The organism is Ignatzschineria larvae DSM 13226, from assembly GCF_038500265.1.
Taxonomy (GTDB): Bacteria; Pseudomonadota; Gammaproteobacteria; order Cardiobacteriales; family Wohlfahrtiimonadaceae; genus Ignatzschineria; species Ignatzschineria larvae.
On sequence record NZ_CP150637.1, the window covers coordinates 1,901,960 to 1,924,750 of the forward strand.

16 protein-coding genes are annotated in these 22,791 nt (G+C 41.2%); 11 read left to right on the top strand and 5 right to left on the bottom strand.

The genetic code is table 11. From position 1 onward, the window contains the following. Positions 1-942: 942 nt before the first annotated feature. Complete coding sequence (locus WMO13_RS07855) at positions 943-3,810, bottom strand: FAD-binding and (Fe-S)-binding domain-containing protein (protein ID WP_245601174.1); 2,868 nt, start codon at positions 3,808-3,810, stop codon at positions 943-945. A 737-nt stretch (positions 3,811-4,547) separates the two neighbouring features. Between WMO13_RS07855 and lon the strand changes: the two genes are divergently transcribed. After that, positions 4,548-6,935, top strand: a complete 2,388-nt coding sequence (gene lon, locus WMO13_RS07860; protein ID WP_342386834.1) for an endopeptidase La — start codon at positions 4,548-4,550, stop codon at positions 6,933-6,935. A gap of 84 nt (positions 6,936-7,019) precedes the next feature. On the opposite strand, the gene WMO13_RS07865 is transcribed toward lon, so the two are convergent. Beyond that, positions 7,020-7,160 (bottom strand): hypothetical protein, encoded by a 141-nt coding sequence (locus WMO13_RS07865; protein WP_156923286.1) that lies wholly within the window; start codon positions 7,158-7,160, stop codon positions 7,020-7,022. A 63-nt stretch (positions 7,161-7,223) separates the two neighbouring features. Further along, a complete protein-coding gene (locus WMO13_RS07870) occupies positions 7,224-7,394 on the bottom strand; it encodes a hypothetical protein (RefSeq protein ID WP_156923285.1) in 171 nt (56 codons plus the stop codon). Positions 7,395-8,034: 640 nt separating this feature from the next. Here WMO13_RS07870 and WMO13_RS07875 point away from each other — a divergent pair. The 7 genes from WMO13_RS07875 to hemB all read left to right on the top strand — a co-directional run bounded on the left by WMO13_RS07875 (position 8,035) and on the right by hemB (position 17,180). After that, the gene (locus WMO13_RS07875; protein ID WP_026879317.1) at positions 8,035-9,258 is read left to right on the top strand and encodes a porin; all 1,224 of its coding nucleotides are present in this window, start codon (positions 8,035-8,037) and stop codon (positions 9,256-9,258) included. Positions 9,259-9,634: 376 nt separating this feature from the next. Continuing rightward, positions 9,635-10,876, top strand: a complete 1,242-nt coding sequence (locus WMO13_RS07880; RefSeq protein ID WP_026879316.1) for a porin — start codon at positions 9,635-9,637, stop codon at positions 10,874-10,876. 439 nt (positions 10,877-11,315) lie between these two features. Further along, complete coding sequence (locus WMO13_RS07885; protein ID WP_026879315.1) at positions 11,316-12,434, top strand: porin; 1,119 nt, start codon at positions 11,316-11,318, stop codon at positions 12,432-12,434. Between the two features lie 471 nt (positions 12,435-12,905). After that, positions 12,906-14,033: a porin gene (locus tag WMO13_RS07890; protein WP_051396287.1), complete on the top strand. Its 1,128-nt coding sequence runs from the start codon at positions 12,906-12,908 to the stop codon at positions 14,031-14,033. Positions 14,034-14,422: 389 nt separating this feature from the next. Then, positions 14,423-14,740 (top strand): hypothetical protein, encoded by a 318-nt coding sequence (locus WMO13_RS07895; RefSeq protein ID WP_026879313.1) that lies wholly within the window; start codon positions 14,423-14,425, stop codon positions 14,738-14,740. Positions 14,741-15,091: 351 nt separating this feature from the next. Continuing rightward, complete coding sequence (locus tag WMO13_RS07900) at positions 15,092-16,084, top strand: NAD(P)H-dependent glycerol-3-phosphate dehydrogenase (protein WP_026879312.1); 993 nt, start codon at positions 15,092-15,094, stop codon at positions 16,082-16,084. Positions 16,085-16,169: 85 nt separating this feature from the next. Continuing rightward, entirely contained in the window at positions 16,170-17,180 is a 1,011-nt protein-coding gene (gene hemB, locus WMO13_RS07905) for a porphobilinogen synthase (protein WP_026879311.1), read from the top strand. A 162-nt stretch (positions 17,181-17,342) separates the two neighbouring features. Here hemB and WMO13_RS07910 read toward each other — a convergent pair whose 3' ends face one another. Then, entirely contained in the window at positions 17,343-17,525 is a 183-nt protein-coding gene (locus tag WMO13_RS07910; RefSeq protein ID WP_026879310.1) for a hypothetical protein, read from the bottom strand. Between the two features lie 249 nt (positions 17,526-17,774). Between WMO13_RS07910 and WMO13_RS07915 the strand changes: the two genes are divergently transcribed. The 3 genes from WMO13_RS07915 to WMO13_RS07925 all read left to right on the top strand — a co-directional run bounded on the left by WMO13_RS07915 (position 17,775) and on the right by WMO13_RS07925 (position 21,693). Next, entirely contained in the window at positions 17,775-19,232 is a 1,458-nt protein-coding gene (locus tag WMO13_RS07915; RefSeq protein WP_034855984.1) for a potassium transporter TrkG, read from the top strand. A 326-nt stretch (positions 19,233-19,558) separates the two neighbouring features. Continuing rightward, positions 19,559-20,275 (top strand): response regulator, encoded by a 717-nt coding sequence (locus WMO13_RS07920; RefSeq protein ID WP_034855981.1) that lies wholly within the window; start codon positions 19,559-19,561, stop codon positions 20,273-20,275. 71 nt (positions 20,276-20,346) lie between these two features. Continuing rightward, the gene (locus tag WMO13_RS07925; protein WP_026879307.1) at positions 20,347-21,693 is read left to right on the top strand and encodes an ATP-binding protein; all 1,347 of its coding nucleotides are present in this window, start codon (positions 20,347-20,349) and stop codon (positions 21,691-21,693) included. Between the two features lie 206 nt (positions 21,694-21,899). On the opposite strand, the gene WMO13_RS07930 is transcribed toward WMO13_RS07925, so the two are convergent. Continuing rightward, positions 21,900-22,778, bottom strand: coding sequence for a phosphodiester glycosidase family protein (locus WMO13_RS07930; RefSeq protein WP_051396286.1), 879 nt, complete (start codon positions 22,776-22,778; stop codon positions 21,900-21,902). Positions 22,779-22,791 lie beyond the last annotated feature (13 nt).

Consider the following 22,791-nt stretch of genomic DNA (forward strand, 5'->3'; position numbering starts at 1 on the left):
TTTATCCCATCGCCGGAGCGAATATCCCGCTCTTATCACAATCCCGCGCCGGCAATTGTGGCAACTTCAATGTTGGAAATGGATAATCGATCTCTGACAGTTGCATAAATGAGATTTGTCGAGAGGCTTTGAGCTTCTCATCTGCAGGCGCTCGCGCTTTCTGGTCACACGATCATTCCCTCCCGCCGAGAATTAGATTTAAGAAGTATAAAAATTTCTGATATTTTTCCCACATCTACAGAAACAAACTATCTTTATGATATAAGACGATTCATCCCATCGCCGGAGCGAAATATCCCGCTCTTATCACAATCCCGCGCCGGCAGTTGTGGCGTTATCTCGCCGGAATAAAATATCCCGTCCTCACAATAATCTCACCTGGCAGTTGTTGCAACTTCAATGTTGGAAATGGATAATCGATCTCTGACAGTTGCATAAATGAGATTTGTCGAGAGGCTTTGAGCTTCTCACCTGCGGGCGCTCACTCTGTCTGGTCACACGATCATTCCCTCCCGCCGAGAATTAGATTTAAGAAGTATAAAAATTTCTGATATTTTTCCCACATCTACAGAAACAAACTATCTTTATGATATAAGAAGATTTATCCCATCGCCGGAGCGAAATATCCCGCTCTTATCACAATCCCGCGCCGGCAGTTGTGACGTTATCTCGCCGGAATAAAATATCCCGTCCTCACAATAATCCTGCGCCGGCAATTGTGGCAACTTCAATGTTAGAAATGGATAATCGATCTCTGACAGTTGCATAAATGAGATTTGTCGAGAGGCTTTGAGCTTCTCATCTGCGGGCGCTCGCGCTTTCTGGTCGCACGATCATTCCCTCCCGCCGAGAATTAGATTTAAGAAGTATAAAAAAAGATCTACTGTTTAATCAGTAGATCTTATCTCAAATGCACTTTGTTGAATGAATCCCTATATGAGTCTACAGCGCACAACGATCTAATAACGCTTCGATACTCTTGAAAGAGAGCCCGGTATGACTTGTTAAACCAATTTGACAGGTTTTACTCATTGATGCGCCGATATCAAACTGCTCTACAGCATCTGCCGGTAAGCGCTTCAAACTATTTTCATTAATCTCCGGCACGGTAAAACCTTTCGCGCCGGCAAAACCGCAACATTCGATATTAGTCAGTACGACTTCATTGGCACAGGCGTTGGCTAGCTTGAGTAGATCTTGACTACCGCCGGCTTTGGCAACGCTACAAGGTGTGTGAAGCAGTAAACGGTCGAGCTTCTCCTCAATCGTTAATCTCGGCAACACTTCTTTTACCAAAAATTCTGTCGGACGATAGAGAATAATCCGCTCATCAATTAAGCCTGCTTTCTGCCAATCGTGAACTTGTAACGCACAAGGCGCATTATCCACATACACCGGGATTTCACCATAACGGGTTGCGGTTAATAAGGCTTGATTGAGCTTCTCCGCCATCGATTTTGCTTCTCTATTCGCCTTTGCCGAAGTAAAGGGTTGCCCACAACAGAGTCCCCCTAAATGATCCGGAAAAAATGGGGTAAAACCGGCTTTCTGCAATAGGCTAATAACGTGATCAAAGGTATTCTCTTTGCCTGCTTTTGCCGGAGAGTCGATACTGCCTTTCCCCTGTAACTCCTGCAAATTTCGATTCACACAAGTGGAAAAATAGACCACTGAATTTTCAATCTTACTCGGCACCGGTAATATCGGCACTTCGCTCGCTACTTTCGGCATCATTGTTGGAATAACAGGAATGCCTAAGAAGGTATTGTGTAATTGACTGCTCCAACGATGCGCTTTATCCACACCGAAACTTTGCACCCGATTGAGCGCAAAACGAGAAAATTTCTCTGCTTTGCCAAAATGATTGCCGGAAAACCGCACTAGACTTCCGCGATTTTTAGGGCGCAATGATTTGATAAATGCACCGGTATTAATCCCCACAGGACAGCGCTGACCACACATGCCTGTTTCGGCACAGGTTTCAATCCCTGCATATTGATAGGTGCGATTGAGCTTGGCAAAGAGCTCTCCACTCTCTCCGCTTCTTGGCAACATCTGCATATTGCGATGAAGTGCAATTCTCTGTCTCGGCGTTAAAGATAAACCATCTGACGGGCACGCCGGTTCACAAAACCCGCACTCAATACAATCTTGGATCAGCTTATCCGCGGCGGGAATCGATTTAAAAGAGGTGATATGAAGCGCTTTATTATCGGTAATAATCACATCAGGATTGAGGATATTATCCGGATCAAAGAGCGCTTTAATATCCCGCATTACCCCATAGATCTCACTGCCCCATTCTGTCTCCACAAAAGGCGCAATATTTCGCCCGGTTCCGTGCTCCCCTTTAAGAGAACCACCATATTTCACCGCCACCACTTCGGCGAGCTCATCCATAAAACGGTCAAATTGCTTCACCTTTTTCTTTGAAGTCATCTCCGGCGCTAAGATAAAGTGTAGATTCCCCTCCAGTGCATGCCCCATAATGGTGGCTTCAGGGAATTTATGCTTCTCAAAGAGCGCCGTTAGCGCCTGAACACCCTCAACGAGATGTTCCATCGGGAAGACCACATCTTCAGGAATCACGTGCGCGCCACTTTTGCGCCCTTTCGCCACAATCGGCAACAATCCTTTTCGAGTATTCCAATATTGTGTCGTAATGGCGGTATCGGTCTGAAATCCGGTATATTCTACGATCTTAAAATCGGCAAAGACGGATTCTATCTCTTTGATCTTCTGCGTTAAATCTGCTTCCGATTGCCCCATTGTTTCAATCAAAAGACAGGCGCTATCCCGATCAAGCGGACGATAGAAGAAGCTCGGTAAGTCCGCAATCGCCTCCCCAACAAGATGAAGCGTTCGTCCATCAAAGAGCTCAACCGCTTCCACTGGCGCACGTTCACGCAATGCTTTCACCGTTTCACAACATTCCCGAAGCGAGGTGAAATAGATAAATGCCGACGCTTTATGCCGATATTCCGGCACAGTGTGATAGACCACTTCGCTCACAAACCCCAGCGTTCCCTCTGAACCGACAATAAGATGCTTTAAAATCTCAATCGGATCTTCAAAATCGATCAAGGCATTGACGCCATAACCGGTAGTATTTTTCAGGCGATATTTAGTGGCGACTTTCTCTTTCAAAAGCGGATTCATCATAATCCGTGCCCGTAAGGCAAGAAGCTGATCTAGAAAGTGTGCATACTTCTCTCGAAACTCAGCTACACTCTCTCTATCCCTTGTATCTAAAACACAACCATCAAAGAGCACTAAGCGAATATCGGCAATGGTATGATAACTATTATTCTTCGTACCACAGCACATTCCGCTACTGTTATTGGCCACAATACCGCCGATACGCGCCACATTAATAGACGCAGGATCAGGCCCAATTTTACGCTGATAGGGTAATAAGGCTTGATTCACCTGTGCGCCAATGACCATTGGGCCGACCGTCACTTTTTCGCCTTTCTCAGTGATTTCAAGCTTGGTGAATCCTTGCCCTAATAGTACTAGCACCGATTGGCTTGAAGTTTGTCCTGAGAGCGATGTCCCCGATGCTCTAAAGGTGAGTGCCACGCCACATTCCCGCGCGATGGGCATTATTGCCATCATCTCTGCCTCATTCTCTACGCGAATGACCACTTGAGGAATATAGCGATAGAGACTCGCATCCGTTCCGTAAGCAAAGCGGTAGAAATAATCAGTATAGACCCGCGATTCTCCTAAAATAGCCCGAGCTTTCTCGGCAAAGGCTTCGTGCGCACTATCGAGCGCCTCTTCTCTCATATAAATATTCTTCTCCATTACAACTCTCTTTCTTCTCTCTTTTTTTCTTATTATGGGTGGTTATGAATACCGATTCCAAAGCGCTCCATTTCTACTCTATCCTTCTGAAGCGCTGAATGGGTCATCTATTTTCTTAACGTGAAAGCAACAAGGATCTATCAATATATCTCACTATATTATTGTGTTCATTATTGAATATCACTATAAATACAACCATTGATGTATCAATATATTAGAAATAACTATTTAAATAAATGACTATTTAAATAAATGGCTGATTGAATAAATAATATTAAATCGGAATATTTAAAAAAATGATCCCTCTCCACACATTTGGACACACAAGTACTATAGTTAATGGTAGTACAAATCATTGTATTGCTAATATAGCGTTAAGATAGCATCAATACCTATAGCGCTGATGAATCACTATCCCTACTTATCCCAAGAATATAAACCGTTTACCCACAAAGTTATCCACAGGATGATTGTCTCTAAAATCTATGATCTATTCTCGATGAGTAGAATCGCCGACTATTATAGAACCTTTATGCCCCAAAGGATTGTGAAATATTGAAATATCTTTCGATAAATTCACAGAGAAGTTGATTTTAGAGAATTAATCCCCATTGTCGATAGCAGTTTAGTAATAATTCACTTACATTGTAGGTTTGCCTCACAATAATGAGATTTGAATCTCCCTTAGGCATCAAAGATTCCCTACAATCGTAGCAAAGAACAGATGAAGGAACTTTATGAGTGATAATAAAAAAACAATACTTCCCGCTGTTGAGAATGAGATCAAAGGGCATAATGAAGTGATTGTAGAGGGCGATACGATATCGAATATTATCCATATCCTCCCCTTACACGATCGCCCATTCTTCCCGCCCCAAATCGCGCCGCTTCTGCTCAACGAAGAACCTTGGCTCACCACACTCGATTCGATTATGGATAATCGTACGCGCGTTGTCGGGCTGATTTTAAGTAAGAAAGAGACCAAAACAGATCTCACCGCCGATGATTTTTATGAGTATGGTACGCTCATTCATATCCATCATCCCCATCGCGAAGATGGCAAAGTGCAATTTATCGCCCAAGGTATTCAGCGTTTTCGTGTCAAAAAATGGATCTCTAAAGAGATTCCTTTTGTGGCACAAGTGGAATATTTCGATGAAGCGATTATTGATAAGTCCGATGAAGTGCGGGCTTACTCTATGGCGGTTGTCAATGCGCTTAAAGAACTTATTCCCTTTAATCCGCTCTTCTCAGAAGAGTTAAAGCATTTTTTAACCCGTTACAACAGTAATGACCCATCACCCTTTGCCGACTTTGCGGCGAGTATGACCACAAATGGGAAAGAAGAGTTACAAGATGTGTTATCGACCATCCCCCTTGTCCCTCGTTTGCGGAAAGTATTAGCAATTATTGAGAAAGAGATCAAAATTGCCAAACTACATAACTCCATCCGTGAAGAGGTGGAAGATCAACTGACAGATCAGCAGCGGCAATATTTCCTACGGGAACAGCTCAAAGTGATTCAACAAGAGCTTGGCATCTCTAAAGATGATAAAGCCGCGGATATCGATAAATTTGTCGAACGTCTTCTGAATAAAGAGATTCCACAAGCGGCGCAAGAGCGCATTGATGAAGAGCTTGAGAAATTACAGATTCTTGAAACAGGATCGCCGGAATATGGGGTTACTCGTAACTACCTCGACATTATTACCGATCTACCTTGGGGCACGAAGACAGAGGATAATTTCAATCTTAAACACGCTCGCCGAGTGTTAGATAAAGATCACTTTGGCTTAGAAGATGTGAAAGATCGCATTATCGAAACCTTAGCTGTAGGGAAACGCAAAGGCGAGATCAAAGGGACAATTATTCTCCTTGTCGGTCCGCCGGGTGTTGGTAAAACCTCCATTGGGCGCTCTGTAGCAGATAGCCTTGGCCGTAAATTCTACCGCTTTAGCCTTGGTGGTGCCCGCGATGAGGCGGAGATCAAAGGTCATCGCCGGACTTATATTGGCGCAATGCCGGGGAAATTGATCCAAGCACTTCGGGAAACCAAAGCCGATAATCCAGTTATTATGCTTGATGAGATTGATAAAATGGGGCAATCCTATCAAGGCGACCCAGGTTCAGCACTCCTTGAGGTGCTTGATCCTGCGCAAAATCACGATTTCCTCGATCACTATCTTGATGTGCGTTACGATCTTTCAAATGTTCTCTTTGTCTGTACCGCAAATACCCTCGATTCTATTCCGCCGGCGTTACTAGACCGAATGGATGTGATTCGTCTCTCGGGCTATATCTTAGAAGAGAAATGCAAAATCGCGCGCCAATATCTCTGGCCAAAACAGTTAGAGAAAGCAGGCTTTGACAAGAAAGAGCTGAAGATCACAAGTGGCGCAATTGAGAAGATCATTGATGATTACGCACGGGAAGCCGGTGTACGTCAACTAGAGAAGCAACTCGGGAAAATTGTCCGTAAATCTGCGGTCAAATTTGAAACCGAAGAGTTAGAGTCGCTCTCTATCGGTGTGAATGATGTCGTGCCGATGCTCGGTAATCCGTTCTTTAATCGAGAAAAGCCACTACAGCATGTCGGCGTTGTCACCGGTCTTGCTTGGACTTCAATGGGTGGCGTTACCTTACCGGTGGAAGCGGTCAAAGTGCACGATCATCAGCGCGGCATTAAATTGACCGGTAAGCTCGGTGAAGTGATGCAGGAATCTGCTAATATTGCCTATAGTTATATTATGGCCAATGCGAAAGAGTTAGGATTACAAGAGAGCTTCTTCGAAAAAGCCTTTATCCATATTCACGCACCGGAAGGCGCCACACCGAAAGATGGACCCAGTGCTGGGATTACCCTCGCCTCTTGTTTAATGTCTTTAGCCTTAGATAAAGCCCCCAGAAATATTGCCATGACCGGCGAGCTCACCTTAGTGGGGCAAGTATTACCGATTGGTGGCGTGAAAGAGAAGCTCATTGCGGCAAAACGAGTCGGGATTAAAGAGATCATCTTCCCGAAAGGCAACAAGAAAGATGCCGATGAGTTACCCGACTATCTACGAGAAGGTTTAACGCTCCACTTTGTCGAAGACTTTACCGAAGTGGCAAAATTACTCTTCTAATTTAGATATTCATCATTGATATTCTTATTAATGGAAGCTCTCTGATCATTCAGAGGGCTTTTTTGTTGTATGTTTCTCTAATAGCTATCCCATCGCCGGGACGAATGATCCCGTTCTTACACCAATCCCGCGCCGGCGGGTTTGGCAATTCTCAATACCGATGAGTGAGATAATCTCTTCTCTACTATCAATATACATACAGCTTAAATTGGATTGAGAAGTCATAGGATTCCTCATCTGCGGGCGCTCTCTCTTTCTGGTTGCACGATCATTCCCTCCCGCCGGGAATTAGCCCTTAATTAAAATAAATAAGAAAGTTAATCCCATCGTCGGGACGAATGATCTCGTTCTTGCAACAATCCCGCGCCGGCAGGTTTGGCAATTCTCAATACCGATGAGTGAGATAATCTCTTCTCTACTATCAATATACATACAGCTTAAATTGAATTGAGAAGTCATAGGATTCCTCATCTGCGGGCGCTCTCTCTTTCTGGTTGCACGATCATTCCCTCCCGCCGGGAATTAGCCCTTAATTAAAATAAATAAGAAAGTTAATCCCATCGTCGGGACGAATGATCTCGTTTTTATAACAATCCTGCCCGATGGGTTTGTCTTGGAATTAACTCTTATTAAAACTCATATTTTAATATCGTATCTTTTCCACAACAGATTGGGATTATTAATCTCTGATCAAATGACCGCTTGAATAAAGCTATAAGCTCCCCCTTTACATCATACTTTTTTCTATTTTTTAGGATTTTTTTAGAAAATTTTTCATCAAAAAAAAGAAACTCTCAAAAATTATTAAAATTACAACAAACTTCTAAAGTGATCTATTAGCAGCTTTCCCTCCCCCCAAAAAAACCCAAAAAATAAATAAATATCAATAAGATAAATAATTTTATTATTTTGTAATGTTAAAAATTCAAATTACTTTTTTGTTGTACTTTTAATAAAGTTGCAGATATTTTTGTATTATTTATGTAAATTTTATTTGATTAATGTAGGAATTTACGTTTTAATATGAGTCGTGGATGAGATACATCTAAATTTATTTTTAATCGATCGTGGCGAATGCCACACAATGGAGATATTCATTATGATGAAGAAAAGCATTTTCGCAGTAGCAGTAGCTTCTGTTTTAACTTTAGGCGCAGCACATGCTGAAACAGTTCTTTACGGTTCAATTCGTTACGATTACGAAAGCAAAAAAATCCAAGGAATGGAACAAGATAAAGAAGGTCACAATCCTATTAAGAAAGTCACTAGCAATCGTCTTTCAAACCTTAATGATGCAGGTTCACGTATCGGTTTGAAAGGTTCTGAAGATTTAGGTAACAACAATGCAGTTATCTATAATCTTGAGTGGGGCTTTGATGGTATGATCCAAGACGAGTCAAAAGACAGCAAATGGACTACACGTAAAGCAATCTTAGGTTTAACTGGTGATTGGGGTACCGTAACAGCAGGTCGTCAAGATAACCCATTCAAAGTAACAATCGTTAACGATTCTGTAACGGATGACTTCAATGGCGGTAACGTGATCTCTTCAGCAGCACAACGTGCGATGACAACTTCATTACTTGCCCAAGGTTTGTCAAAAAACAGTGTTACATTTAAAGATGGAAAGCCCGTAGAAGGCGATTTTGTTAACACTGTTAATAGCACAAAATTCTCACGTGTAGGTAAAGTAATTGCTTATACAACACCTGAATTTGCTGGTTTCCAAGCGAATGCAGCAGTAATGATGGATTCTGATCTTTATCCTACTAACAACCGCAAAAATGCTGACCTTTGGACAATCAATGCACGCTATGCTTATGACTTAGGTGCTGATAACCAAATTCTTGCAAAAGTAGGTTATATCCAAGGTAAAGTAGCTGGCGCTCCTTCAGGTCAAGAAATTAATTCAAACACGGGTCGTTACGATGAGAACAATAATGGTCGTTACTCATCTAAAGTTTGGGGCCTCTACTTAGGTTACCTCTCAGATGATATTAAAGTATCAGCTTCTTATGCAGATGGTACACATAAAGAAGAAGATGCAAATAAACAAAAAGCAAAAGGTTGGGATTTAGGTGCTAGCTACTCTTTCGGCCCTAACTACTTCAGCACCATTCGTGCAGCTTATGGCCAAAACGAAGTAAAAGTTGGCGGCGAGAAAAGCAAGATGAAATCTTGGGCTGTTGGCTTCGAGCAAAAACTCTCTACTCGTACACGTGCATGGGTTGAGTACGGTGCAGAAGAGACTAAATTCCACGGTCAAGGTAACGCAAAACAGAAAGACAACGTAGTATCTGTAGGTATGCGTCACGACTTCTAATTCAACGCTTACTTCATGTAAGCTAGAAGTCAAATGTCAGTAAGACAGATCCCATCTCTTCGGAGGTGGGATTTTTTATGGTTTTGATATTAAATAAAACCTCTTCAAAAATAAGAGATTTTATAAAAATAATAGTGGCACTTATCATTGTAAATAATTATAATATTCAGCGATATTTTTAAATTTTTATTTACAATATCGATCACTTCTAATAATAAGTGATATAGCGTTTTCATTCATAGGGAGATGATGAAGCAGAGACCTGCCCTCTTTACATAAGGTATTTCTCGGGGCTCGCGACTATGGCTATTATCGAATAGCATTCATTCGATAATCCGATTATCTCACCTTAAGAAGAATCCTAATTATGAGAATAATGAACAAAACCCTCATCGCAGCAACGCTCACTTCCCTACTTACTATAACCTATGCGCAAGCGGATACCACACTGTACGGCTCCATTGGCTTTGAATATCAGAGCAAAAAGTTTGCTAGCGATGCGCCCAATGAAAATGGCACCTTCTCTCGGGAACGTCTCTCGAATATCGGCACGGCAGATCATGAGTTTGGTTTTCGCGGTACGGAATCCCTCGGCGGCGATACCTCTGTTATCTATAATCTTGAATGGAAATTCCATGCCGATAATGATAACTACCAAGATGGCTTAACGACACATGTTGCCTATTTAGGCTTAACCGGCAATTGGGGAACGTTTAAAGCGGGGCGTCAAGATAATCCCTTTAAAGTGATGCTCGTCGATAGCACTGTCAATGATGATTTTAATGGTTCAGATGTGATCTCATCGGCAGCCGAGAGCGCGATGACAACCGCACTTGGTGGTGTAGGAATTACCATGTCGAATAGCAACAATACTTACAATGGCTTTGATATTACCCATATTGACTTCAAAGGTAAAAATCCAACGATTATTGTAAATGAAGAAGCTGAAAATTACTTCGATGGCACAACCATCTCTTATACCGATTACTCCCATTTTGGTCATACATTAAGTTATACCACTCCGGACTTTGCAGGATTTCAAGCAAATGCCGCGATTATGATGAATGCGGCGCTCTACCCTGAAAACCACAAAAAAGGGATCGATCTTTGGACGATTAATGCTCAATATGGTATCGATGCCGGCGAAGGTCAGATCTTAGCACAAGCAGGTTATATCCAAGGACATTTAGTCGATCGGGATAAATCCAAAGTTTGGGGGGCTTTCTTAGGTTACTTAAGTGACGAGTGGAATGTGACTGCATCTTATGCCGATGGTAATTACCATAAAGCGCCGACTGCCATCACAACTGCACAAGGTACAACCGCTTCGATCAGCAATAAAGCGAAATCAAAAGGTTGGGATTTAGGTGCAAGCTTCTCCTTTGGGGCAAACTATGACAATACCATTCGTGCAAGCTATGGCCAAAATCAAGTCAAACAATTTGGCGCAAAGGATAAAGTGAAGTCTTGGGCGATTGGTTATCAAAATAATCTCTCAAGCAGAACCACCGCTTGGGTTGAATATGGGGTTGCTAAAACCACCTTTAATCAACAATTCAACAACCTAGAAGCACAGAAAAATAGCGTAGTTTCCATCGGTCTTTCCCACGATTTCTAAATATTCACGTGACAGAAGATAGCGCTATCTGAGCTACAAAACAGCATTTAATAATATCGATAAGCATCAATCCCATCACAATATAGTGGTGGGATTTTTTGTATCATTCATACAACTTAAAGGAGAATAATTCTCAATTAAATAATCGAGATCCTCTCTTTTTTGTCTATTTCCTACACAAAATAAGCATGATATTTATAAAAATAACAACAAAATCAAAAATATCATGATTCGTTGCCCCCCCTGATAAATAGAGCTGATGATCGACTTTGACCTCTCATTTTTTACCATAAAACTTATCATTTATGATAAAAAAGTTGTATAAATGATAACAAATGGTTAATATCTCCTTTAAGGGATGTTTTATATCAGTATCCTATAAAAATATTCACCCTATTTGGATACTATTTCTATATTGACTTCATTGGAGATCATCATAATGAAAAAGAGTATTTTTGCAGTAGCTGTAACTTCTGTTTTGACTCTAGGTGCGGCACACGCTGAAACTGTTCTTTACGGATCCATTCGTTACGATTATGAAAGCAGAAAAGTTGAAGACACATTAGTGGCTCATCAAAATGCAGGTGGCACTAACTATACATGGGAAGGCAAGCGCCTCTCTAACCTCTCTGATGCCGGTTCTCGTATCGGGATTAAAGGTTCTGAAGATTTAGGAAACGGTAATGCGGTCATCTATAATCTTGAGTGGGGCTTTGATGGCATGACTCAAGATGAATCAAAAGGTGGCAAAAATCGTTTAGCGATCTTAGGTTTAACAGGCGATTGGGGGACATTCACAGCAGGTCGTCAGCATAACCCATTCAAAGTCACCATCGTTGATGATACCGTTGTAGATAACTTCAATGGTTCACATGTTGCTACTTCAGCGGCACAACGGGCAATGACAAGCACTTTAAATGGCGCCGAAACTATTAATAGCGCAAGCTATAGCCGAGTAGGTAAGGTGATTGCTTATACAACTCCCAACTGGGCGGGCTTCCAAGCGAATGTTGCATTGATGATGGATAGCAGCCTTTACGGTAAAAATAATGAGAAAAACATTGACCTTTGGACTATCAATGCGCGCTATGCGTATGAATTAGGAGCTGACGGTACACTTCTTGCAAAAGCGGGTTATATCCAAGGCAAATTAGCAGATGTTAACAAGTCAAAAGCTTGGGGACTCTTCTTAGGTTATGAGCAAAGTGCATTTGGCGTATCATTCGACTATGCAAATGGTAACCACACACCAAAAGCTAATACGATCAACGCTGTTGCCGGCGATAAACAAAAATCTCAAGGCTGGGATTTAGGGGGTCGTTTCTCCTTTGGTCCTAACTACTACAGCAGTATCCGTGCAACTTATGGTCAAAACCAAGTAAAAGTGGATGGTCATAAAGATAAAGTTAAATCTTGGGCTGTTGGTTTTGAGCAAAAACTCTCTTCACGTACACGTGCATGGGTTGAGTATGGTCAAGAAGAGACTAAATTTGCAGATGCAAATGTTGATAAGAAAAAAGACAACACTATCTCTGTGGGTATGCGTCACGATTTCTAATCGTAAGATCAACACCTAATAATCACTCAGCGATTTTGAGTTAAAAAAGAACCCGCTACAAATAAAAAATGTAGCGGGTTTTTTATAGGATTTCTAACCCCTATCTCTCCATCAACATGCTCTTTCTTCTCTCCATCGGCGCCCCAATTAATCACAAATACTAAAAAACAACTTTATCAAAAATGATACAAATACGTTATTTCACACTCTCCAGCACTATCACTAGCGCCATTATTCAGAGGGATAACGGCTATAAACCTAGGTTTTAGGCTAAACTATCAACTTTCATAGAGGTTTATAACAAATATTTTTTATCTTTTTTGATAAAAAAGTTGTACAAATGATAATAGAAGTGTAATATACCGCTTAAAGGAACGTTAAATATTGGTAATATATGAAATTTAACGCATATATTATTGATCGACGCACTCCTAATTATTATTTCTTATACAACTCATTGGAGATTACACCATGATGAAAAAAAGTATTTTCGCAGTAGCTGTTGCTTCTGCTTTAACTTTAGGCGCAGCACAAGCTGAAACGGTTCTTTACGGATCAATCCGTTATGAATATCAAAGCGTAAAAGATTACAGTATCGCTAGAGATAACGAGAATCAATTAACAAAACTCACTAGCCAACGTTTATCAAACCTTGAAGATGCAGGATCACGTATCGGTATTAAAGGTTCTGAAGATTTAGGTAACAACAACGCTGTTATCTATCAACTTGAGTGGGGCTTTGATGGCATGGCTCAAGATGAGACTAAAGGCTTCAAAAACCGTTTAGCAATCTTAGGGTTAACGGGTAATTGGGGTACTGCAACAGCGGGTCGTCAAGATAACCCATTTAAAGTAACGATTGTTGATGATTCTGTACAAGATGACTTCAATGGTTCAACAATCTCATCAGCATCACAACGCGCGATGACAACAACGCTTGCTGCATCTAGCCCTGCATTTGGTACTAAATATGACGCAGGTTTCTCACGCGTAGGTAAAGTAATCGCTTATACAACTCCTGATTTTGCTGGCTTCCAAGCAAATGCAGCAGTCATGATGGATTCAGATCTTTACAAAGACAATAGCCGTAAAAATGCTGACCTTTGGACAATCAATGCGCGTTACGCTTATGATTTAGGTGCTGATAATGGCCAAATCCTTGCTAAAGCAGGTTATATCCAAGGTAAAGTTGCACCTTTAGTTGGCGCTACAAATGGTCGTTACTCTTCTAAAGCATGGGGCCTTTTCGTAGGTTATCTCTCTGATCCAATCAAAGTCACTGTATCTTATACAGATGGTAACCACAAATTAGAAGGCGATACACCTAAAGAAAAATCTAAAGGTTGGGATTTAGGTGGTAGCTACTCTTTCGGACCTAACTACTTCAGCACCGTTCGTGCGACTTATGGTCAAAGCGAATTAAAACAAGGCGATGCTAAAGATAAAGTTAAATCATGGGCGGTTGGTTTTGAGCAAAAACTCTCTACTCGTACACGTGCATGGGTTGAGTATGGTTCAGAAGAGACTAAATACTCTACACCTAACAGCGACAAGAGAAAAGACAACATCGTTTCAATCGGTCTTCGTCACGACTTCTAATAATTGCCTTACATCGTAAGGCTCCATTAGGATTCAATGACACAATCGAAAGATTGATGTTATAAGATAAAGTCCCATCGAGGTTTCACGACTTCGGTGGGATTTCTTTTTACCTAGCAAAAAGGGAGACTGAATCAATCACGGATATCACCCCATTCATTGTTAATGAACAATGCCTTATACTAGAATGATCACCATAAATATAGCAATATCGGTTCAAAATAAGCGTATTCAAATGCCGGCGCATCGGTTATAAGCAGCAAGAAAGCTGTTCTATCCGGCATCTTGCAAGTATTGTTTAGTACATTATGTTTTTGTTAAATCTCGCAATAGCTATTTAAAAACCATTTTTCTTAAACCAAATTTACTATATAAGGAAGATAGAGAGAATGCCTAATAATAAATCGTATCTATTAGTAATAGGTAGCGTTGCACTTATTACCACATCACTCTTCTCGCCTATTAATGCTGAAACAAGAAATGAGCTTTACGGAACACTCTCTTACGGCTTACAAAAACAGCAATCCAATCAACCGAATCTTCATTACACTCCTAACGATCAGCCTTCCCTACCCTCTCGCCCGCATTATCAGCACAAGGAGAAATCTCGTTTAACGCCGGATAACAAAATCGGTATCAAAGGGGAAAAACCCATCGGCAATGGTAATAGCATTATTTATCAATTTGAATGGGGAGATGGGAAATAAACGCTTGTTTTCACTCAAATCTAATCCACGGCGGGAGGGAATGATCGAGCAACCCGAACAATCGAGCGCCCGCAGGTGAGAAGCTCAAAGCCTCTCAACAAGATAGAGTGTATGCGCTGACTGATGAGCTCTTATCAATCTCTCGGCATTGCAAATGCCTAACTTGCCGGCGCGGGATTGTTGTAAGAACGGGATCATTCGTCCCGGCGATGGGATAAACTTGATTTGTGCATCTCTCTACAATTAGCGGTACAATATTGCATTATCATTAAAAACAATACTATTCATCAATAGAGATCCATTGAACCTTTTAAGCTTCAATCTCTATTTTATGGACTAAGAGGAGATGCAATGAAACAGACTATTGCCGTCATCGGCGCCGGCTCTTGGGGTACCGCCTTAGCGATTCATTTAGCGGCGAAACATTCTGTCAATCTTTGGAGCCATAATGCCGATCATGTTGCGGATATGGCGAATATTCGTCTCAATGAACGATTTTTACCCGAAACACCATTTCCTGATAACATCACACTTTTCGCTGATTTTAAAGCAGCCATCACGAATGTCGATGCGATTTTAATTGTAGTTCCATCGACGGCTTTTGATGAGATTATTCAGACATTAAAAGCCTGCCACCTACCCCAATTACCACCAATTATCAGTGCGACAAAAGGACTTGATCATCATACCAATGGCTTTTTGAGTGATTCCTTTTATGAGGCTTTCCCTAATGCCCATTTTACAGTGTTATCAGGTCCTAGCTTTGCTAAAGAAGTGGCAAAAGGCTACCCCACAGCCATTGCGATTGCCGGTAATCATGAAGCTGAATTAGCAGAAGTGATACCGCTTTTTCATCATGAACATATGCGGGTTTATGGCAACCTTGATATCAAAGGTGTGCAACTTGCCGGTGCTTATAAGAATGTCATTGCCATTGCTACCGGGATTTCTGATGGCTTAGGTTTTGGGGCTAATGCTCGTGCAGCCCTGATTACCCGTGGACTTGCAGAGATGACGCGACTAGGGCTTGCGCTCGGCGGGACAACGAATACCTTCCAAGGGCTTGCCGGCCTTGGAGACCTTGTACTGACGGCTACCGATAATCAATCCCGCAACCGCCGCTTTGGGCTCTATTTAGGTCAAGGGATGAAAAGTAGTGAAGCTTTTGAAAAAGTCGGTCAAGTCGTAGAAGGGGCGAATATCGTGAAGAATATCTATGAGCTAGGGGAAGAGATGGGTATTGAGTTACCGATTGCACAGCAAGTTTATAAAATTCTCCATAAAAATGTATTACCCAATGCTTCACTCTATCAACTACTCTCTCGTGAGCAAAAGACGGAATAGCCATACATACAAAAACTATCGATTTATTTTAACACCATGATCCTCTATCGCTCTGATACTGAATCATACAAATGAAGGAGATCACATGAGTATTACCACAGGAAAATATCCTTACACCCGTCCTCGCCGCATGCGCAAGGATGATTTTACCCGCCGTTTAATGGCTGAGAATGTCATTACTGCCGGCGATCTCATTCAACCGGTTTTTGTGATTGAAGGAGAAAACCGCCGGGAGCCAATTGAATCGATGCCCGGCATTGATCGTTTATCGATTGATCTACTCGTAGAAGAAGCAAGAATCCTCGCAGATCTGGGTGTACCTGCGATCGCACTCTTCCCAAATTTGAGTAATGAAGTTCGTTCGCTCGATGCGAAAGAGGCTTATAATCCCAATGGTTTAGTACAAACTGCGGTTCGTGCACTCAAAGCAGCCGTTCCGAATATCGGCGTCATTACCGATGTGGCACTTGATCCTTATACACTCCATGGGCAAGATGGTTTAACCGATACAGATGGTTATATCCTCAATGAAGAGACAAAAGATGTCTTAGTGCAACAAGCCTTAAGTCATGCCCGTGCTGGCGTTGATATTATTGCTCCATCTGACATGATGGATGGTCGGATTGCTGCCATTCGAGAAGTGTTAGAAGCAAATGGTTATATTAATACTAAGATTATGAGTTATGCCGCAAAATATGCCTCTGAATATTATGGTCCTTTCCGTGATGCTGTAGGCTCTCGGGAACTTCTTGGTAAAGCTGATAAAAAGACTTACCAAATGGACCCCGCTAATCGCCGAGAAGCCTTGCATGAAGTGGCGCTTGATATTCAAGAAGGGGCTGATATGGTGATGGTAAAACCCGGCATGCCTTATCTTGATATTGTTCGAGAAGTGAAAGATCAATTCCTACTGCCGACAATGGCTTACCATGTCTCAGGGGAGTATGCGATGATGAAAGCGGCCTTTGAAAAAGGCTGGCTAGATGAGAAAACGGTGGTTATGGAAACAATGCTCTGCTTTAAACGCGCCGGATGTGATGCGATATTGACCTACTTTGCCAAAGATATCGCACGCTGGTTAAAAGAGGATGCATAATCCTATAGACTGAAATAAAAAGAGAGGGTAATTCAATGAATTACCCTCTTTTCACATAAAATAGACTGCATGCATATCAATCTACTTTTATCTATCAAATAACGATCAACCTAGAATCTTCTGACCCCTTATTGATTTTATTGACAGAAAATCAGCCGTTACTTATTTATAACGCGTTTTTGTGAAGTATTTGTCAAATTGTGCTTGAGTTGCAAGTGCGATGCTTTTTGCTTCGTTTGCAGTTCTTAAAGCTTCATCAGCTTTTGCTTCTAAGTTTTGTGAAGCACAACCAACAGTGATTGCACCAAGAACAACTAATGCTGCTACTTTTACTAAGTTTTTCATTGTATTTATTTCCTTAAAAATAAAATAGTTAGAGATTTATAAACCAACTAACGATTTAATCAGTTAGTCCCGCCTATTTTGTAGTATTTGTCAACAAAATGCAAGGTAGTCTATAGAAATATCATACAGCTTAAAATCTTTTAATACTCTGTTTTTATAAATATTTTTAAGCATATCCATTTTTCATTATAGCTTCTTAGTAAAAATGGGTATAATTACCACTTTGTTCACTTTGAGAGTTTTAGCGCCATGCGCAATCAGATTACGCTCGTCTCCAAAATTGTAGGGATTTTTGTTACAAGCTTTAGCTTCACCTACTTAATTCCGATTATTATCTCTTACATCTATCACGATGGTCAGGCAAAGTACTTTTTTATCACTTTTTTGCTCACACTCGCATTAGGATTGATGCTTTGGGTGCCTTTTCATAAAACAGAAGGAAAGCTCAAAACCCGTGATGGCTTCCTCATTGTCTCTCTCTTCTGGACAAGCTTGAGCTTTATTAGCTCGCTACCGCTCATTATCTCACCGGCAGTAGAACTTCCTGTGATTCATGCCTTTTTTGAAGCAACCTCAGGCTTTACCACAACGGGTGCAACCGTCCTGACCAACCTGCAAGATCTCCCTAAATCGATTCTTTGGTATCGCACACAGCTCCACTTCTTCGGCGGTATGGGGATCGTTATTTTGGCAGTCGCTATTATGCCGCTACTCGGCATGGGGGGAATGGCGCTCTTTAAAGTAGAAGTCTCAGGCCCGATCAAAGAAGATAAATTGACTCCTAGAATTGCTCAAACGGCTCGTAATCTCTGGTCTGTCTACCTACTGCTACTATTTGCTTGTATCGTTACCTACTATATCGGTGGAATGGATCTTTTCGATGCCATTACTCACGGCTTTACCACTGTCGCAACCGCAGGATTCTCGAACTACGATGACAGCCTTGGGCACTTTGATAGTAAGTTTATTGATATTACAGCGATTATTTTTATGTTTATCAGCTCCATTAATTTCACTACCCATTTCCTCGCCTTTCGGCAGAAAAATATGCGTCTCTATTTTGAGAGCAGCGAGCTTCGAGCATTTGTTTTTATCTGCTTAACCGCCATATTTCTTGTCGGGCTAGGGCTTTATCAATTTAAAGTATTTGATTCCATTGGTGATATTATCCTTGAAGCGACTTTTGTTGTCATTGCCATGATCACGACAACAGGATTAGCGATTACAGACTTCAGCCAATGGCCAAGTTATCTGCCGATTCTGATTGTCTTTATCACCTTTATTGGAGGCTGTTCAGGCTCTACCGCCGGTGGCATGAAGGTGATTCGTATTATTTTATTAACCAAACAAGCCATGCGCGAGGTTAAACTGCTCATTCATCCCCATGGAAAGTTCCCGATACGCCTCAATCGTAAAGTGGTACATCCTGATATCCTTGGCAGCGTTTGGGCTTTTTTAGGTATTTACGCATTTTCTACAGCGATCTTAACACTCATTATGACCGCTTTTGGTCTCTCACCACTCGATGCCTTCTCAGCAGTTGCAGCATGTTTAAATATTACAGGCCCAGGCTTAGGACTTGTTGCAAGTAACTACGGCGCACTTCCTGAAGGGGCGCTCTCTATGCTGATGTTTACTATGATCTTGGGACGTTTAGAAATATTTACACTCTTTGTGCTCATTACACCAAGCTTTTGGAGAAACTAACAGCATAACAATGGGTTATCTGGCACATTCCGCTTTGGTAAGTTACTATCTATCTATTGACCAAATTTACAATTTAATCTGTTAAATTTTAATAAATTTTATTAACTTTAATTAAAAACAGTTAAAATCATAAACAAATAAATAGAGATGAGAAGCTTAATAAATATTTATTTTCCATGCATTACAAGCAAGAATCATTAATTAATATTATAATGAATACAAGTTATGACAAATAATGGATTGTTGCATGAAACAGACGATTGATATTGAAGAAAGTTGAACCTTCAATATATTTTGAGTACATAGCCTAAAAGAGGGTTTATATTATGACATCCACTACACCTAAAGTCTTATTTATCGATGATGATCAAGGACTTCAAGAGCTCATTCCTGAGTTATTAAAATATGAAGGATTTGATGTAAGCGTTGGGGGCAATGGCGTTGAGTGCTTAGAATTCCTTGAACATACTATTCCTGATGTTATTATTCTTGACGTCATGATGCCTAAGAAAAATGGCTGGGATACCTTAAAAGAGATTCGCAAAAATCATCCAAATCTTCCTGTCATTATGCTCTCTGCAAAAGGGGACAGTATCGATCGGGTACTTGGCCTTGAGCTTGGTGCAGATGACTATATCTCTAAACCATTTGATGATCGTGAATTGATCGCTCGTATCCGCACTAGAATGCGTTTACAAACCCAGGCACTTGAAGATAATGGGGATGATCGTGAACAATCGCCAATCATTGAAATTCATGATTTAGTATTGAATCCTGCACAATTCCAAGCAACTTTCAAAAAAGAGCCTATTAATCTCACTAGCACCGAGTTCTCTATTCTCCACTACATGGCAAAACGCCGAGGCGAAACCATTAGTCGAGATGAGCTCAGTAAAAATGTCTTAGGGAAACGCCATCAAACCTTTGATCGTGTCATTGATATGCATTTAAGTAATATTCGCAAAAAATTACCATCTCGAGATGATGGTTATCCTTGGTTTAAAACAGTTCATGGCTTAGGATATCTCTTTTTAGATGAATAAGCGTTTTCTCTCATTCCCTGCATAATGTAGCGTTATTCAAGGGACTAGGGAAATGATATACAGGGGGATTCATGGGGCGTTTTCAGCTACTCAACCGATTAAGCATCCGTGTCTTTATCACTATTTGGATCAGCATGGGGCTCATGATCTCCCTTACACTTCTACTGCCTAAATTTGATCAAAGGCGAGCATTACCGACGCCCGAAAAGGAGCAGATTTTTTATAAAACGAAAGTCTCTCATATGCTCTTTAGCGCACCCACAGATCGCTTTCGAGACAATAAAGGGGAAGCGAATCTCCTCGTGATCCCTGATGATACTGCTGAACGCTACAATGTCATTCACAATCTTGAAGATGAAAGTGTGATTAACTTCGTCATTAGCACGCTCCCTACCCACAAAATGTATCAACAAGAGATCGAGGATATCGAACTTATCGGCCCTATTCGCTTTGATAATGACAGCAATGCGTACTATCTCACAGTGACTGCATTCCCTCAGTTCTACTATCTCTCACGACTCTATGATGCGCCCTACCTCATATTCCTCTTAATGCTCTTTATTAGCTTGCCATTCGCTGCACTTTTAAGCTGGTCTTTAACCATTCCAATGAAGAATCTACAAAAAGCAGCAGAGCGCGTACGAAAAGGCGATTGGCGTGTTGATCGCTATTTAGAGGAGCGAGGGCCTTTAGAATATCGTTATCTTGCAAAAAGCTTTAACGATATGATTCAAACACTGAATATCGCTAGAGATGAAAAAGCACGCCTCTTTGCCAATCTCTCCCATGAATTACGTACGCCGTTAACCCGTATTCATCTTGCCAATAGCCTTATTCGTATTAAAAATATTGAAGCCATTACCAATGAGGTCAAACGGATTAATGATAATCTTTTATTAGTCGAAGATCGAATTCAAGCCATGCTCTCCCTCTCTAAGCAAACAATTTTGAATGAGGTCTTAATGGAAGAGATAGCGCTCCCTGACATCTTAATCCCACTTTTAGAAGATGCAGCTTTTGAAGCTGAGGAAAATGGTAAAGAGCTCCTATTTAATGATCCGCCCGATATTACTATCGAAGCTAATGCTGAACTCTTTTTAAGCGGAATTGAGAATATCATCCGCAATGCGATTCACTATGCGGCCTCCAAAATAGCTGTCTCTATTCACGTTCAGAATAAGCAATTGATCATTAATATCCACGATGATGGCCCCGGTATTTTAGAGAAAGATCTCCCGCAGATTTTTGAACCGTTCTATCGTGGTGAGCGCCCAGAAGGTATGCAAGATTATGGAGGATCAGGCTTAGGCTTAGCTATTGTCAATCAGATGGTCACGTTACATCGAGGATCTGTTAAAGCCGAAAATGATCAAGGCTTATCTATTACGCTCGTCCTACCACTTAAGCATAGTAGCTAAACCGCATTAAAATAAGCGCTTTTATAGTAAGATCAGTTCAAAATAAGCTCATTTAAATGCCGGCGCATCAGCTGATCGAGGCGAGGAAACTATTCTATCTGCCATCTTACAGGTGTTGTTTAATACGGTTTGATCTTCTTTTACAGTTCTACGCTAGCGACATAAACAACATTTTCCTTAAAGCAAATTTACTATAACATCCTATTTTACAATGCTTTAGAAACGGACCAGATCCCTACTAAAGGCTTCACTTGCCAAAAAGAAGCACCGTACATACGGCCATTCAGGTAGATACGAGCGAGAGTCCCATCGAGATAGAGTGCATTTTGACAGGCTAATTGCTCTTTGAAGTAGCTAGCAAACTCATAAAAGTTTACCTGATCTTCCGTCACGACAAAATGGACTTCCTGCCCATCATTGACAGCGCAAACACCGCTTCTAATGCGAAGGCTATCCGAATTTTTGATAAAGTGGGGGTTATATTGCCCATTTGTTAAGAGCATTGGTCCCGATTGCACTGCCTCTTTAATCGTTTGATAATTACCCTTAAATCGTGCTTGAAAACTATCACTATCCATCACAACAGCTCGATTTTGCTTAGTAATATAGAATACACCATTAGGAAAGAGCGAAAAATTACCTCGCCCTTCATTCGATTTCACCAAATTAAGTGGCATGAGTAATTGGGAGTTCTCAATATGCAGCCCAAGTGGCTTATAATCCTTAGTATAGATCCCGGAGTTAATCGCAAATAATAGTGTTTCATTATCTTGCCGCAAATATTGATTCAACTTATGAAACGAGCCAAAATTGGTTTCAGTAGTGGGGTCTTGCCAATGATGCACTAAAGAGAGCTGTTTCAGATCGAGTGTTACATCAACATAACGTTTATCTTGGTAACGTAACATGGAAACATTTAAGCCCTTCGCCTGATTCGCTAAATCAAGGTCACTCGCCTGACTCAAAACAGGACACAATAACGAAGCGATCATCACAGTTCCCATCACAGATACCACGGTTCTCAAACGAGAAAAATAATCTTTTTGAGCGACTTGATCACATAATACTGAATTGGGCTTAAACATTGCTTTTCCCTCA

Excerpts from the sequence above, each read along its gene's own strand:
- WMO13_RS07910 (WP_026879310.1), bottom strand. The coding sequence starts at position 17,525 with ATGAAAAACTTAGTAAAAGTAGCAGCATTAGTTGTTCTTGGTGCAATC.
- hemB (WP_026879311.1), top strand. The coding sequence starts at position 16,170 with ATGAGTATTACCACAGGAAAATATCCTTACACCCGTCCTCGCCGCATG.
- WMO13_RS07870 (WP_156923285.1), bottom strand. The coding sequence starts at position 7,394 with ATGACTTCTCAATTCAATTTAAGCTGTATGTATATTGATAGTAGAGAA.
- WMO13_RS07855 (WP_245601174.1), bottom strand. The coding sequence starts at position 3,810 with ATGGAGAAGAATATTTATATGAGAGAAGAGGCGCTCGATAGTGCGCAC.
- WMO13_RS07900 (WP_026879312.1), top strand. The coding sequence starts at position 15,092 with ATGAAACAGACTATTGCCGTCATCGGCGCCGGCTCTTGGGGTACCGCC.
- lon (WP_342386834.1), top strand. The coding sequence starts at position 4,548 with ATGAGTGATAATAAAAAAACAATACTTCCCGCTGTTGAGAATGAGATC.
- WMO13_RS07925 (WP_026879307.1), top strand. The coding sequence starts at position 20,347 with ATGGGGCGTTTTCAGCTACTCAACCGATTAAGCATCCGTGTCTTTATC.
- WMO13_RS07895 (WP_026879313.1), top strand. The coding sequence starts at position 14,423 with ATGCCTAATAATAAATCGTATCTATTAGTAATAGGTAGCGTTGCACTT.
- WMO13_RS07865 (WP_156923286.1), bottom strand. The coding sequence starts at position 7,160 with ATGACTTCTCAATCCAATTTAAGCTGTATGTATATTGATAGTAGAGAA.
- WMO13_RS07875 (WP_026879317.1), top strand. The coding sequence starts at position 8,035 with ATGATGAAGAAAAGCATTTTCGCAGTAGCAGTAGCTTCTGTTTTAACT.
- WMO13_RS07885 (WP_026879315.1), top strand. The coding sequence starts at position 11,316 with ATGAAAAAGAGTATTTTTGCAGTAGCTGTAACTTCTGTTTTGACTCTA.
- WMO13_RS07920 (WP_034855981.1), top strand. The coding sequence starts at position 19,559 with ATGACATCCACTACACCTAAAGTCTTATTTATCGATGATGATCAAGGA.
- WMO13_RS07880 (WP_026879316.1), top strand. The coding sequence starts at position 9,635 with ATGAACAAAACCCTCATCGCAGCAACGCTCACTTCCCTACTTACTATA.
- WMO13_RS07890 (WP_051396287.1), top strand. The coding sequence starts at position 12,906 with ATGATGAAAAAAAGTATTTTCGCAGTAGCTGTTGCTTCTGCTTTAACT.
- WMO13_RS07930 (WP_051396286.1), bottom strand. The coding sequence starts at position 22,778 with ATGTTTAAGCCCAATTCAGTATTATGTGATCAAGTCGCTCAAAAAGAT.
- WMO13_RS07915 (WP_034855984.1), top strand. The coding sequence starts at position 17,775 with ATGCGCAATCAGATTACGCTCGTCTCCAAAATTGTAGGGATTTTTGTT.